This is a genomic window from Bradyrhizobium sp. CCGUVB23 (assembly GCF_024199885.1).
In the GTDB taxonomy this organism is placed as follows: Bacteria; Pseudomonadota; Alphaproteobacteria; order Rhizobiales; family Xanthobacteraceae; genus Bradyrhizobium.
In genome coordinates, this window is record NZ_JANADQ010000001.1 from 1,239,276 (window position 1) to 1,252,200 (window position 12,925).

Here is a 12,925-nt window from a genome sequence, read left to right on the forward strand (position 1 = left end):
TTTACCCGGGTAATATTGACCGGCCGCCCGGCGCTCTGTATGACCCCGCGCGACACCCTCCCCCGCGAGACCCAAGCCCATGAGCATCGACCGAAAGGCCGCGATCGCCGCCTACAAGGAGCGCAAGACCGCCGTCGGCATCTACGTCGTCCGCTGTGCGGCGACGGGCGAAGCCTGGGTCGGCCAGACGCTGGATCTGGAGAAGATCCCCAACCGGATCTGGTTCACGCTGCGCCAGGGCGGGCATCCCTGCCGCGCCCTTCAGGCAGCCTGGAACGCGCATGGCGCCGCTGGTCTCAGCTTCGCTGAATGCGAGCGGCTGGACGAGGAGGAGATGAGCTATGTCCGCGATGCGCTTCTGAAGGAGCGCATGCTGCATTGGCTGTCGGAGCTGAGGGCGGAAGCGATCTAAGCGCTCAATGCCCTTCGAACGTCATCAGCGTGCGCACCGGCACGTCCATGGCGCGCAGCTTGGCGGCGCCGCCGAGCTCCGGCAGGTCGACGATGAAGCAGGCCGCCACCACGTTGGCGCCGATCTGCCTGAGCAGCTTCACCGCGCCCTCGGCAGTGCCGCCGGTGGCGATGAGGTCATCGACCAGGATCACGCGCTCGCCGGGCGCGACCGCATCCACATGCATTTCCATCTCGTCGATGCCGTATTCCAGCGAATAGGCGATACGCACCGTGGTGTGCGGCAGCTTGCCTTTCTTGCGGATCGGCACGAAGCCGGCCGAGAGCTGATGCGCCACCGCGCCGCCGAGGATGAAGCCGCGCGCCTCCATGCCGGCGACCTTGTCGATCTTGTTGCCGGCCCCGGGATGCACGAGCTCGTCGACCGCGCGGCGGAAGGCGCGCGCATCCGCGAGCAGGGTCGTGATGTCGCGAAACATGATCCCGGGCTTTGGATAGTCCGGGATGCTGCGAACGCTCGCCTTCAGATCGTAGTCAAAGGTCATTGGTGCCTCTCAATCGACGCCCGCATTCAGCCGGAATGCGTTCTCGACAATTCTTAAACCGACCTCGCCGCCGAGCGACATCAGCGATTCCGGGTGGAACTGCACGCCGGCGACCGGCAACGTCTTGTGCTCGAGCGCCATGGCGACGCCGTCCTCGGTGCTCGCTGTCACGGACAGGACATCCGGCATGCTGTCGCGCTCAACATACAGCGAATGATAGCGGCCGATCACGATCTCGTTCGGCAGATTGCGCATCAGGCGCCCACCCCGCACCTGAACCCGTGACGGCCGGCCGTGGGCGGGATGCGTCAACTGCCCGAGCTCGCCGCCAAAATATTCACCGATCGCCTGCACGCCGAGGCAGACGCCGAACACCGGCAGCTTGTTCTGAAGCGCCGCGTCGATGGTCTTTTTGATCCCGAAATCTTCGGGCCTGCCTGGTCCGGGCGACAGCACCAGCAAATCCCATGTCTTCTGCTTGAGCATGTCGAGCGCATGCACATAGCGGACCACCGTGACGCTGGCGCCGACCTGGCGGAAGTAATCCGCGAGCATGTGCACGAAACTGTCGTCATGGTCGATCAAGAGCACCCGCTTGCCGCTTCCGGTGGCATCCGGCGCAAAAGTCGACAGCGGCTTGGGCGGATCGCCGCGCAGCGCCTGGAACAGGGCTGCGGCCTTCACCTGGCATTCGCGATCTTCCGCGGCAGGATCGGAGTCGAACAGGCAGGTGGCACCGACACGCACCTCGGCAAGGCCATCCTTCATGCGGATGGTGCGGATGGTCAGGCCGGTGTTGATGCTGCCGTCGAAATTCACCGCGCCGATCGCACCCGCATACCAGCGGCGCGGCGAGCGCTCGTGATCCTCGACGAACTGCATCGCCCAGAGCTTTGGCGCGCCGGTGACGGTGACGGCCCAGGCATGGGTGAGGAACGCATCCAGCGCATCGAAGCCGGGACGCAACATGCCTTCGACGTGGTCGACGGTGTGGAACAGCTTCGAGTAGGTCTCGATCTGCCGCCGCGCCAGCACCTTGATGGTGCCGGGCACGCAGACGCGCGCCTTGTCGTTGCGATCGACGTCGGTGCACATGTTGAGCTCGAACTCGTCCTTCTCCGAGTTCAGGAGCTGGCGGATCTGCTCGGCATCGCCGATCGCATCCGTGCCGCGCGCGATGGTGCCGGAGATCGGGCAGGTCTCGACGCGACGGCCGTCGGAACGCACGAACATCTCGGGCGAGGCCGATACCAGAAACTCGCCGTCGCCGAGATTCATCAGCGCGCCGTAAGGTGACGGGTTGATGACGCAGAGACGCTGGAACACTTCCGCCGGTGAACGCTCGCAGGGTTCGGCGAAGAGCTGTCCCGGCACCGCTTCGAAGAGATCGCCGCGCGCAAAGGCCGCGCGCGCGGTCTCCACCGTCGCCTGATATTCGCCGGGCGCATGATCGGCAAAGCCCTGCCGCGGCGTCTTGAGATATGGGCTGTCCGCGGTCTCGCGCGGCAGGCCCTCGGTCGATCGGCCCTTCCAGCTGAAGTCGTAGCTCAGCACCACGCCGCGACCGGTGGCGCGGTCATAGGCGAGCAGGCGATCGGGGACATAGAGCACGATGTCGCGCTGGTCCTTCTCTCGCGCACGCTTCTGCACGAGGTCCTCGATCTGGAAGACGAGATCGTAGGCAAAGGCGCCGAACAGGCCGAGCAGCCCGTCATCATTGGCGGAGAAGGCGCTGACGAGATCGCGCACCAGCGACATCACGCTGGCGCGACGCGTGCGCTGGTCCTCCTCGACCGGCGCATCGCCGCGGATGATGTGGCCGGCAAGCCGCGAGGCCGTCTTCTCGGAGATGACCACGCAGGGCTCGCGCAGCACGTCGGCGAGGAAGGCGATCAGCACCTGCCCGCGCGCATTCAACGCTTCCAGCTTGAAATTGACGCCCACGGTCTCGAGCTTGAGCGGCGGGTCGGAGAAGCCGAGGTCAAAGCTCTCGTAGCGGCCGGGCACGGTCGTGCCCGACGACAGCACCACGCCGCGGCGGCGGTCGAGCAGGCTGACGAGATCGTCGAGCCGGTTGGCGCCGCCGCTGAACTGCTCCGCCACGCGCGTGATCGCAAGACCCGCGCGGGTCACATAGTCGCTTCTGGCCGGGAGGGCAAAGACTGTCCTGTTCATGTGATCCTCTTGGGCTCCTCTTACGAGACTTGCCGAGGGAACGCCACACAGGACAAACGATCAGGCCGCCGCGCTGCGTTGGCGACCTTCGACGATTTATGGAAAAGAAATCGCACCGGCCACCTCTTAGGAGGTGCGCCACCAAAGACGGGATGGGCGGACGACAGTGCTCATAGGGAACTACACACCATGGCGCGGGGACGGCGTCAAGATGCCTTCCACCTGCCGTAGCCCGGATGGAGCGCAGCCTAATCCGCGGCCGCCAGCATGATTTGAGGCACCCGGATTGCGCTGCGCTCCATCCGGGCTACGGCACCCTCACCTAGTACGCCCCGACCTCATATCCGACCGCGCGGAATCCGGTCTCTGGGGCGTAGCGGAATTCGAACGTGAATTCGGAATTCGTGTCGTGCCAGGTCAGTGCGCAGTGGCCATCAGGCAGCGACAGGAGCTTTGCGGTGTGCAGATGCTTGCGCATGGCGGGCGTGAACAGCGCGTCGTAGCGTTGCAGGAATTCGGCCTCGCTCTTGACCGGGCCGCTCTGAACGTCGTGCTTGCCTTCCGCCGACCAGTACTCGACGGGGAAGGAGATCAGCTTGACGATGCGGTTCTTGTCGTTCGCATTCGCCGCGCCTTCGAAGTCAGTCCGGAATGCCCCGAATTCCGGCCCGTTGCACGCGGGATCCTTGGCCCAACAAGGCGCCGCAAGGCCGGTGGCGAACAGTGATGCGATCAGGAAGGCTTTCATAGGGGATGCTCGGCGCCAATGTGTTGGCTCCGACGCGGCAGAGTGCCTGACCGCGCCAGAGCGGCCGCCCGACACCGGCCGGCCTGTCTTGTGTCGCATCAGCGCGCCGCTGCGTTCATCCCAGATGCTTCTTGAAGAACTCCGTGGCACGGCCCCAGGCGAGCTCGGCGGCTTCGCGGTCATGCACGGCCTGCCGCTGCTCGTTGACGAAGGCGTGCTCGGCGTCATAGCGGAACAGCTCCAGCGGCTTGCCGGCGGCCTTCATGGCCTTTTCGAAACCACCGACGAGCTCCGGCGTGCACCAATCGTCCTTGTTGGCGAAATGCGCCTGGAGCGGGATCTTGACGTCGGCGGGCTTGGCGGCCTGCTCCGGCGGGATGCCGTAGAACACGACGCCGGCTGCAAGCTCCGGGATCTTGGTGGCGCCGATGATGGTCACGGCACCGCCGAGGCAAAAGCCGGTCAGGCCGACCTTGGCGCTGTTGCGCGAAAGATATTGCGCAGCGCCGCGCACGGTCTGCGTGGTGGCGTCCATGAAGTCGAGCGAGTTCATCTCGCGATTGGCCGCATCGGTGTCGTGATAGGGCACCACCTTGCCCTTGTAGAGGTCTGGCGCGAGCGCATCGAAGCCGGCGAGCGCAAAGCGGTCACACAGTCCCTTGATCTGGTCCGACAGCCCCCACCATTCCTGGATAACGACCACACCCGGCGCGTTGCCGCGCGCGGCATTGGCGAGATAGCCCGACGCATCCTTGCCGTCCGGACGCTTGAAGGTGATGACGGTGCCCATGCTTTCCTCCGACGAGTTTCAGGGGTCGTTACGGGTATTTTGGCGGGTGCGGGCACGATAGGCAATCGCTTCAAGCAACACAGTCTCGTGCCCCGGATGCAATGCAGTGCGCCGCCCTTCGCGGCGTGGTGCATTGCTGATCCGGAGCCCAGCCGTGGATACGCTGGGTCCCGGCTCTGCGCAGCAGCGTTGCACGCTGCAGCGCGTCCGGGACGCGAACGCAGCCAACAAAAAAGCCCCCTTGTGGGGGCTTTTCCATTTCTATGGCTATACGGCCTCAGTGCGCGTCGGCCCAGACCTTCTTCTTGGTGAAGTACATCAATCCCGCGAAGATGATCAGGAACACGAACACCTGGAAGCCGAGCTGCTTGCGCGCTTCCATGTGGGGCTCTGCGGCCCACATCAGGAACGTCGTGACGTCCTTGGCATATTGCGCGACCGTAGTCGGCGAGCCATCGTCATAGGTGACCTGGCCGTCGCTCAGCGGCTTCGGCATCTTGATGGCGTGGCCCGGGAAGTATTTGTTGAAGTAGGAGCCTTCCGGAATGGTCACGCCCTCCGGCACCTTGTCCTCAAAGCCCTGGAGCATCGCAGCGACGTAGTCCGGGCCCTGCTCCTGGTACTGGGTGAAGAAGTCGAAGATGAACCAAGGGAAGCCGCGCTCATAGGACCGTGCCTTGGTGATCAGCGACAGGTCGGGCGGCGCAGCACCGCCATTCGCCGCGCGAGCCGCCTGCTCGTTCGGGAAGGGCGAGGGGAAGTAATCCGCCGGGCGGCCCGGGCGCTCGAACATCTCGCCCTGGTCGTTCGGGCCGTCCTTGACCTTGTACTCGGAGGCAAAGGCCGATGCCTGCGCGACGGAATAGCCGGGTCCGCCGGCTTCCGCGAGGTTGCGGAAGGCGATGTAGGACAGGCCGTGGCAGTTGGCGCAGACCTCCTTGTAGACCTTCAAGCCGCGCTGCAACGCGCCGCGGTCAAACTTGCCGAAAGGGCCTGAAAACGACCATTTCTGCGCTGGCGGCTTGTCCGTGCCTTCGGCGGCGCGGGCATCCTGCAATGTACCGGCAAACAGCGCGCCGGCCGCGACGAGTGCGACGACGACAGAGGCCGCAACCTTTCGACCATTCGCCAGGACCGACTCGGAGATCGAGTTCGGCACCGGCCGCGGGGTCTCGATGCGGGAGAGCAGCGGCAGCACGATCAGGAAGTAGGCGAAGTAGCAGACCGTCAGGACGCGGCCGGCAATCACGTAGATGCCTTCGGGCGGCTGCGCGCCGAGATAGCCGAGCAGGATGCAGACCACGACGAAGATCCAGAAGAACTGCTTCGCCAGCGGACGGTACTTCGTGGATCTGGTCTTGGCGCTGTCGAGCCAGGGCAGGAAGGCGAGCACGATGATCGCCGAGAACATCGCGATGACGCCGGCGAGCTTGTTCGGGATCGAGCGCAGGATCGCGTAGAACGGCAGGTAGTACCATTCGGGCACGATGTGCGGCGGCGTCACGCCGGGGTTCGCCGGGATGTAGTTGTCGGCGTCGCCGAGATAGTTCGGCATGTAGAAGATGAACCACGAATAGAGGAGCAGGAAGCAGGACACGCCGAAGAGGTCCTTGATCGTTGCATGCGGCGTGAACGGTACTGTGTCCTTTTCCGTCTTCGGCTCGACGCCGTCAGGATTGTTCTGGCCGGCGACGTGCAGCGCCCAGACGTGCAGGACGACGACGCCAGCGATCAGGAACGGCAGCAGGTAGTGCAGCGAGAAGAAGCGGTTCAGCGTCGGGTTGCCGACGGAATAGCCGCCCCACAAGAGCGTCACGATGCTCTCGCCGACATAGGGAAAGGCTGAGAACAGGTTGGTGATGACGGTGGCGCCCCAGAAGCTCATCTGGCCCCACGGCAGCACGTAGCCCATGAAGCCGGTCGCCATCATCAGCAGATAGATGATGACGCCGAGGATCCACAGCACTTCGCGCGGCTCCTTGTACGACCCGTAATAGAGGCCGCGGAACATGTGGACGTAGACGGCGAAGAAGAACATCGACGCGCCGACCGCATGCATATTGCGCAGCAGCCAGCCGTAATTGACGTCGCGCACGATCAGCTCGACCGAGCGGAAGGCGAGATCGGCATACGGCGTGTAGTGCATCGCCAGGATGACGCCGGTCAGGATCTGCATCCCGAGCATGAAGGACAGGATGGCGCCGAAGGTCCACCAGTAGTTCAGGTTACGCGGCGTCGGATAGGCGACGAACGAGGAGTGCATAAGACCAAAGATCGGCAGGCGCCGCTCGATCCACTTCAGTGCCGGATTGCTCGGCTGGTAGTCGGATGGTCCGCTCATGATGCGATCCTGAGGAATTTTGACGCAATGGCTCAAGGCTCCGGGCTTTTCAGCCCGGATAGCTCAGCCGATCTGGATTTTGGTGTCGGAGACGAACTGATAGGGCGGCACCGGCAGGTTAGCGGGTGCGGGCCCCTGGCGGATACGCCCCGAGGAATCGTACTGCGATCCGTGACAGGGGCAGAAGAATCCGTCGTAATTGCCCTCATGGGCGATCGGGATGCAGCCGAGATGGGTGCAGATGCCGATCACGACCAGCCACTGCTCGTGCCCGGCCTTGACCCGCGCCTCGTCGGATTGCGGATCGGGCAGGCTCGCGACGTTGACTGCGCGCGCCTCTTCGATCTGCTTCTTGGTGCGGTGGCTGATGTAGATCGGCTTGCCGCGCCAGAACACCTTGATGTCCTGGCCCTCGGCGACCGGGGTCAGATCGACCTCGATCGGCGCGCCGGCGGCGATCGTCGAGGCGTCCGGATTCATCTGGGAAATGAACGGCCAGAGCGTCGCAACGCCCCCCACTGCCGCTGCTGCCCCCGTTGCAACGAAAAGGAAATCACGGCGTGTCGGATGGTCCGCCGAAGACGCTGTCGTCACGATTCCAACCCTTTCTTCTTATGCGACCGGCGGAACCGCCCCAGGGGGCGCCCAAAGGTCCCCAGAACAGGCTGCCGGCGCCCGCGGCCCCCCGCGGCGGCAGAACTTTGCTTGATCCGCGACAAAACGAGCGAAACAGCAGTCCAGAATCGTTCTATTGGCACCCTTGCCGGGCGAGCGCAAGCCCGCTATCGGCGCCGAAGCGTGCAATGCACGAATTCCGCGGCAGGCGATGTTTTATTGAGACATTTCCGGCCCGCAACCAGCCCCGTCCACGCCCATGCAGATAGCGCTTTTCCAGCCCGACATCCCCCAGAACACCGGCACGATTCTCAGGCTCTGCGCCTGTCTGGACATGGCCGCCCATATCATCGAGCCGGCAGGTTTTCCCGTCTCCGACCGCTTGTTCCGCCGGGCGGGAATGGACTATCTGGACCAGGTCAGCGTGACCCGTCACGACTCCTGGTCGAAATTTCAGGCATGGCGCACGGAACAAGGGTACCGGCTGCTGCTGTTCACGACCAAAGGCGCGACCAACTATCTTGATTTTCGCTACCAGCCGTCGGACATCCTGCTGCTCGGGCGCGAGAGCGCCGGGGTCACCGACGAGGTGGTCGCGGCCGCGGATGCGCGGCTCGTCATCCCGATCAAGCCGGGGCTGCGCTCGCTCAATGTGGCGATGACCGCGGCGATGGCTGCAGGCGAAGCGCTGCGGCAGGTCCGCAACCTCTAGGCCATTTTAAGGAGAGCATGGTGAGTTACGCGGTCAAGGAGATCTTCCTGACCCTGCAAGGTGAAGGCGCCCATGCCGGGCGCGCTTCCGTGTTCTGCCGTTTTGCCGGCTGCAACCTCTGGAGCGGCCGCGAGGCCGACCGCGCCGGTGCCATCTGCCAGTTCTGCGACACGGATTTCGTCGGCACCGATGGCACGTTGGGCGGACGCTACGCCACCGCGGAGGACCTTGCGGCGACGATCGCCGCGCAATGGACGGGAACCGGCAGTAACCGTTATGTCGTGCTGACCGGTGGCGAGCCGCTCTTGCAGGTAGACGCCCCGCTCGTCGATGCGCTACACGCGAACGGCTTCGAGATCGGGGTCGAGACCAACGGTACGATCCTCCCGCCCGATGGCCTCGACTGGATCTGTGTCAGTCCAAAAGCGGGAAGCGACCTCGTCGTGCGGCGCGGTCACGAGCTGAAGCTGGTCTATCCGCAAGCGCAGGCGCTGCCGGAAGCTTTCGAAGGCCTCGCCTTCGAGCGGTTCTCGCTGCAACCGATGGACGGACCTGAGGTGGCCGAGAACACCGCGCGCGCCATCGACTATTGCCTGCGCCACCCGCAATGGCGGCTCAGCGTGCAAACACACAAGACGCTCGGCATCAGGTAGCCTGGCATCAGACAGGATTGACGTTCACAAGATGTGGGAATTGACCAAATCATTCCGCTTCGAGGCGGCGCACTCGCTGTCGGGAACGACCTTCGGCGCGGCGAGCGAAGAGATTCACGGCCACTCCTTCCGCGCCGAGGTGAGCTTGCGCGGCACGCCGGATCCCGTAACCGGCATGGTGGTCGATCTCGGCCTCCTCCAGCGCGCGATCGAGGACGTGCGGCTGACGCTGGACCACAAGTTCCTCAACAAGATCGAGGCGCTGGGCATCCCGACGCTCGAAAATCTCTCGCGCTTCGTCTGGGAGCGCCTTGAGCATCTCGGCGGACTGACCCGCGTCAGCATCCATCGCGACAGTTGCAACGAGAGCTGCACCTATTACGGTCCGCAAGGCTAAATTCGTAGGGTGGGCAAAGCGACGCGTGCCCACCTCTTCGGCGACCGCAATGGCGGTTGCAGAAGTGGTGGGCACGGCGCAAACGCGCCTTTGCCCACCCTGCGCGACACTCCGCTTGGCTAGCGACGGGAATGCAGATGGACGTTTCGACGATTGAAGATCGCAAGACGCGTGCACGGACCTGGTTTGAGTCCCTGCGCGACGACATCTGCGCAAGCTTCGAGCGGCTCGAGGATGACGCGCCGCAGGCGCTCTATCCCGGCGCGGCCGGCCGCTTCGTGCGCACGCCCTGGCAGCGCACCGACCACACCGGCGCGCCCGGCGGCGGCGGCGTAATGTCGATGATGTACGGCCGCCTGTTCGAGAAGGTCGGTGTGCACTGCTCGACGGTGCATGGCGAGTTCGCGCCAGAGTTTCGCGCGCAGATCCCGGGCGCGGCGGACGATCCGCGGTTCTGGGCGTCGGGCATCTCGCTGATCGCGCATATGCGCAATCCGAACGTGCCGGCAGTGCACATGAACACGCGCTTCGTCGTCACGACGAAAGCCTGGTTCGGCGGCGGCGCCGATCTGACGCCCGTGCTCGACCGGCGGCGTACGCAGGAGGATGCGGACACGATCGCCTTCCACGGTGCGATGCGGGAAGCCTGCACCGGGCCGAACGGCGTCGCCGACTACGACAGGTACAAGACATGGTGCGACGAGTATTTCTATCTGCCACACCGGAAAGAAGCCCGCGGCATCGGCGGCATCTTCTACGACTGGCATGACAGCGGCGACTGGGAAGCCGATCTCGCCTTCACCCAGGACGTCGGCCGCGCCTTCCTGAAGATCTATCCGGAACTCGTGCGGCGCAATTTCGCGACCGCCTGGACGCCTGCCGATCGCGAGGAGCAGTTGGTCCGGCGCGGACGCTATGTCGAGTTCAACCTGCTCTACGACCGCGGCACCATCTTCGGGCTCAAGACCGGTGGCAATGTGGATTCGATCCTGTCCTCGCTGCCGCCGGAAGTGAAATGGCCATGACCGCGATGAAACCCCTCCCCCGCGCCATGCTGATCGACATGGATGACACCATCCTGTCGGCCTATGGTCGTCCCGAGATCGCCTGGAACACGATCGCAACCGAGTTCGCGGCCGAACTTGCACCGCTGCCGCCGGAGCAGGTCGCCGCAGCCGTGCTGACGTTTGCGCGGAATTTCTGGGCCAATGCGGAAGCCGCCTGGCGGCTCAAGCTCGGCGAGGCGCGGCGGCTGACGGTGAAGGGCGGCTTCGCGGCGCTCGCCGCAAGCGGGCACCGCGCCCTGCCCGACGATCTCGCCATTCGCCTGGCCGACCGCTTCACCACCTATCGCGAGGAGGAGATGTTCGTCTTCCCCGGCGCGCATGAGGCCATCGACCGGCTGAAGGCGCTTGGGGTCAAGCTCGCGCTGGTGACAAATGGCGCCGCCGACATGCAGCGCGCCAAGGTCGAGCGTTTCGAGTTGACCCACCGCTTCGACCACATCCAGATCGAGGGCGAGCATGGTTTCGGCAAGCCCGAGGAGCGCGCCTATCTGCACGCGATGGACACGCTCGGCGTCAGCGCCGGGGATACCTGGATGATCGGCGACAATCTGGAATGGGAAGTCGTGACACCGCAGCGCCTCGGCATCTACGCTGTCTGGATGGACGTGCATGGCGAGGGCTTGCCTGCGGGATCGCCGATCAAGCCCGACCGCATCATCCGCTCGCTGACCGAGCTGTTGCCCTGACCGGTTGGATGATGGTCCTGCGGACGGGCGGCGGCGATTTCACCGTGCCGTGATGTATGACCTAGCTCACAGTGCAAGGAGCGGCAATCGGAGATCGTATCGGCTCGGTTCCTGACCGAACACCCTTGGAGGTCACCGGTGTCCCAGGACGATGCAGCCAAGCCAGGCTCTGACGCGAAAGCGCCTCCGCCATCCGAACCGCCACTATCGTGGCTGGAGAAATTCGATCGCGGATTTACGCTCTTCAAAAGCCTCTCGCTGGTGACGATGCTGGGCAGCCTCCTCGTCGGCTCCTTCCAGTATCTGAACTCCTATCAGGATAAGGTGAGCGCCCAGGCCAAGGAAAACATGCTGGCTGCGGCGAAGACGTTCGACGATATCTCGACGAAATTCTCCCTGGTGCAGGCGCTGCAACAGCAGCTGTTCTCTGATTATTCGGCTGCGCTCGACGATCGCGCCGACGCCAACGAACGGATCCTTGCCGTCAAGAACGCTCAGGACGTTCTCAAGGTCTACGAAACGGCCCAGCTGGCGTTGTTTGAAACCGGCGATCTGCTGGCACGAAACGCAGAGATATACATCGACTGGGCTTCGAACTTCAAAGGCGATCCGGAAGTACGGCTGACCCCAAACAGTGACCCGCTCGACCAATCCCTGCTTCGCGCCTATGACTTCGATTGCGATCACCACTTGCCGCAATTCACGCCCACGAATGGCAGCGCGTCGACCACCCCTCGCATAACTGCCGAGGATGCCTGTTCGATCGATGCCCGATACAATTGGGACCCGGCATATTCGTATGTCGATGTTTGCCCGAAGAACCGGGAAAAGGCGGGAACGAACGATTCCGTCGCGATTCACTGGTTCAGCGCGAAGCATCAGGTGCTGGTGATGCACTATTGTCTCCGCAACCTGCACGAAAGACTGGCGCCGGTGCGCTACTGGGCCTCGCAACCCGAGGCGAAGTCCGCGAGCAAGGCTTCACTCCAGGTCGACCGCGACCGCCTTCAGACCGCGATCGACCTTCAAGCCAAGCGCCTCAATGCCTTTATGAGCCTCGCGACCTTCCAGATGGACGGGATTCGCGAGAGCTATCGCCCGGACAGCTTTGCCTGCCATGTGCCGGTCGTCACAACCGTGGTGGGCTTTTTCAACGATGCATGCACCCCGATCAAGACGACGCCGATCATCGTCGCCAGGCGCTGATTCGGCATCACCTTGCGATCGACCGATCGCAGCCGTCCGTGATCGCCCTGTCATGACGGCTTGCTAGCGTCGAGCCCGTGTCGATCAACACGGAGAAGAAATCCATGGAACTGAAAGCCGGCGATGTCGTGATGCTGAAATCCGGCGGCCAGCCGCTGACCGTCGTCGATGTCAAGGAGGAGGACGTGCTCTGCCTCTGGATGGGCATGGAAGGCAATCTGTTTCGCGAGACGCTGCCGCTCGCCGTACTCGAACAGGCCGGGCCCGAAGAGGACGAAGACGACGAGGATGAGGAAGAGGACGAAGAGGAAGACGACGAGGACGAGGAATAGGCACACCCAATCGCGGTCCAGGAGAACGCCACCTGGACCGCGACGTTCCGAAAAGCGCGATCAGATCGGGTTCAGCCTCGGACTTTCGCCCGGTCCGGCAAAAACCCCGAAAACAACCCCATGCAAAGTAGCCGGCGACGGTCGACGCGACGCCTTGCGGACGACGTGAACGCTTTGCGGATTTTACGAAATTGCTTCACGCGTCGGGCAAATCAGGGGCAAGATGCCATCATTGCAAAATTTGGGA

14 protein-coding genes are annotated in these 12,925 nt (G+C 63.9%); 8 read left to right on the forward strand and 6 right to left on the reverse strand.

All coding sequences use genetic code 11. From position 1 onward, the window contains the following. Nucleotides 1-79 precede the first annotated feature (79 nt). A complete protein-coding gene (locus NLN62_RS05850; RefSeq protein ID WP_027524251.1) occupies nucleotides 80-412 on the forward strand; it encodes a GIY-YIG nuclease family protein in 333 nt (110 codons plus the stop codon). A 4-nt stretch (nucleotides 413-416) separates the two neighbouring features. Here NLN62_RS05850 and NLN62_RS05855 read toward each other — a convergent pair whose 3' ends face one another. The 6 genes from NLN62_RS05855 to petA all read right to left on the reverse strand — a co-directional run bounded on the left by NLN62_RS05855 (nucleotide 417) and on the right by petA (nucleotide 7,604). Next, a complete protein-coding gene (locus tag NLN62_RS05855; RefSeq protein WP_254107910.1) occupies nucleotides 417-956 on the reverse strand; it encodes an adenine phosphoribosyltransferase in 540 nt (179 codons plus the stop codon). 9 nt (nucleotides 957-965) lie between these two features. Continuing rightward, nucleotides 966-3,131, reverse strand: a complete 2,166-nt coding sequence (locus NLN62_RS05860) for an anthranilate synthase component I (RefSeq protein WP_027524249.1) — start codon at nucleotides 3,129-3,131, stop codon at nucleotides 966-968. A gap of 322 nt (nucleotides 3,132-3,453) precedes the next feature. Next, nucleotides 3,454-3,879 (reverse strand): hypothetical protein, encoded by a 426-nt coding sequence (locus tag NLN62_RS05865; protein ID WP_254107911.1) that lies wholly within the window; start codon nucleotides 3,877-3,879, stop codon nucleotides 3,454-3,456. 115 nt (nucleotides 3,880-3,994) lie between these two features. Then, nucleotides 3,995-4,669, reverse strand: a complete 675-nt coding sequence (locus NLN62_RS05870; RefSeq protein ID WP_254107912.1) for a dienelactone hydrolase family protein — start codon at nucleotides 4,667-4,669, stop codon at nucleotides 3,995-3,997. A 277-nt stretch (nucleotides 4,670-4,946) separates the two neighbouring features. After that, a complete protein-coding gene (gene fbcH, locus NLN62_RS05875) occupies nucleotides 4,947-7,010 on the reverse strand; it encodes a cytochrome b/c1 (protein ID WP_254107913.1) in 2,064 nt (687 codons plus the stop codon). A 63-nt stretch (nucleotides 7,011-7,073) separates the two neighbouring features. After that, nucleotides 7,074-7,604, reverse strand: a complete 531-nt coding sequence (petA, locus tag NLN62_RS05880; protein ID WP_254107914.1) for a ubiquinol-cytochrome c reductase iron-sulfur subunit — start codon at nucleotides 7,602-7,604, stop codon at nucleotides 7,074-7,076. Between the two features lie 280 nt (nucleotides 7,605-7,884). Here petA and NLN62_RS05885 point away from each other — a divergent pair, with 280 nt between their 5' ends. The 7 genes from NLN62_RS05885 to NLN62_RS05915 all read left to right on the forward strand — a co-directional run bounded on the left by NLN62_RS05885 (nucleotide 7,885) and on the right by NLN62_RS05915 (nucleotide 12,678). After that, entirely contained in the window at nucleotides 7,885-8,337 is a 453-nt protein-coding gene (locus NLN62_RS05885) for a tRNA (cytidine(34)-2'-O)-methyltransferase (protein ID WP_027522834.1), read from the forward strand. A gap of 20 nt (nucleotides 8,338-8,357) precedes the next feature. Beyond that, nucleotides 8,358-8,990 carry a 7-carboxy-7-deazaguanine synthase gene (gene queE, locus NLN62_RS05890; RefSeq protein ID WP_254107916.1) on the forward strand — a complete coding sequence of 211 codons (633 nt, stop codon included), beginning with the start codon at nucleotides 8,358-8,360 and terminating at the stop codon, nucleotides 8,988-8,990. A 31-nt stretch (nucleotides 8,991-9,021) separates the two neighbouring features. After that, the gene (locus tag NLN62_RS05895) at nucleotides 9,022-9,387 is read left to right on the forward strand and encodes a 6-carboxytetrahydropterin synthase (RefSeq protein ID WP_027522832.1); all 366 of its coding nucleotides are present in this window, start codon (nucleotides 9,022-9,024) and stop codon (nucleotides 9,385-9,387) included. A 137-nt stretch (nucleotides 9,388-9,524) separates the two neighbouring features. Beyond that, on the forward strand, nucleotides 9,525-10,412 hold the full coding sequence (hemF, locus tag NLN62_RS05900; RefSeq protein ID WP_254107917.1) for an oxygen-dependent coproporphyrinogen oxidase: 888 nt from the start codon (nucleotides 9,525-9,527) through the stop codon (nucleotides 10,410-10,412). Further along, nucleotides 10,403-11,140 (forward strand): HAD family hydrolase, encoded by a 738-nt coding sequence (locus NLN62_RS05905; RefSeq protein ID WP_027522830.1) that lies wholly within the window; start codon nucleotides 10,403-10,405, stop codon nucleotides 11,138-11,140. Before hemF ends, NLN62_RS05905 begins: the two co-directional genes overlap by 10 nt. Before the next feature lie 267 nt (nucleotides 11,141-11,407). After that, nucleotides 11,408-12,346: a hypothetical protein gene (locus NLN62_RS05910; RefSeq protein WP_254107919.1), complete on the forward strand. Its 939-nt coding sequence runs from the start codon at nucleotides 11,408-11,410 to the stop codon at nucleotides 12,344-12,346. 104 nt (nucleotides 12,347-12,450) lie between these two features. Beyond that, the gene (locus NLN62_RS05915) at nucleotides 12,451-12,678 is read left to right on the forward strand and encodes a DUF2158 domain-containing protein (RefSeq protein ID WP_254107921.1); all 228 of its coding nucleotides are present in this window, start codon (nucleotides 12,451-12,453) and stop codon (nucleotides 12,676-12,678) included. Nucleotides 12,679-12,925: the final 247 nt, after the last annotated feature.

Excerpts from the sequence above, each read along its gene's own strand:
- hemF (WP_254107917.1), top strand. The coding sequence starts at position 9,525 with ATGGACGTTTCGACGATTGAAGATCGCAAGACGCGTGCACGGACCTGG.
- NLN62_RS05910 (WP_254107919.1), top strand. The coding sequence starts at position 11,408 with ATGCTGGGCAGCCTCCTCGTCGGCTCCTTCCAGTATCTGAACTCCTAT.
- NLN62_RS05870 (WP_254107912.1), bottom strand. The coding sequence starts at position 4,669 with ATGGGCACCGTCATCACCTTCAAGCGTCCGGACGGCAAGGATGCGTCG.
- NLN62_RS05895 (WP_027522832.1), top strand. The coding sequence starts at position 9,022 with ATGTGGGAATTGACCAAATCATTCCGCTTCGAGGCGGCGCACTCGCTG.
- NLN62_RS05865 (WP_254107911.1), bottom strand. The coding sequence starts at position 3,879 with ATGAAAGCCTTCCTGATCGCATCACTGTTCGCCACCGGCCTTGCGGCG.
- NLN62_RS05915 (WP_254107921.1), top strand. The coding sequence starts at position 12,451 with ATGGAACTGAAAGCCGGCGATGTCGTGATGCTGAAATCCGGCGGCCAG.
- NLN62_RS05855 (WP_254107910.1), bottom strand. The coding sequence starts at position 956 with ATGACCTTTGACTACGATCTGAAGGCGAGCGTTCGCAGCATCCCGGAC.
- NLN62_RS05885 (WP_027522834.1), top strand. The coding sequence starts at position 7,885 with ATGCAGATAGCGCTTTTCCAGCCCGACATCCCCCAGAACACCGGCACG.
- NLN62_RS05905 (WP_027522830.1), top strand. The coding sequence starts at position 10,403 with ATGGCCATGACCGCGATGAAACCCCTCCCCCGCGCCATGCTGATCGAC.
- NLN62_RS05850 (WP_027524251.1), top strand. The coding sequence starts at position 80 with ATGAGCATCGACCGAAAGGCCGCGATCGCCGCCTACAAGGAGCGCAAG.
- fbcH (WP_254107913.1), bottom strand. The coding sequence starts at position 7,010 with ATGAGCGGACCATCCGACTACCAGCCGAGCAATCCGGCACTGAAGTGG.
- NLN62_RS05860 (WP_027524249.1), bottom strand. The coding sequence starts at position 3,131 with ATGAACAGGACAGTCTTTGCCCTCCCGGCCAGAAGCGACTATGTGACC.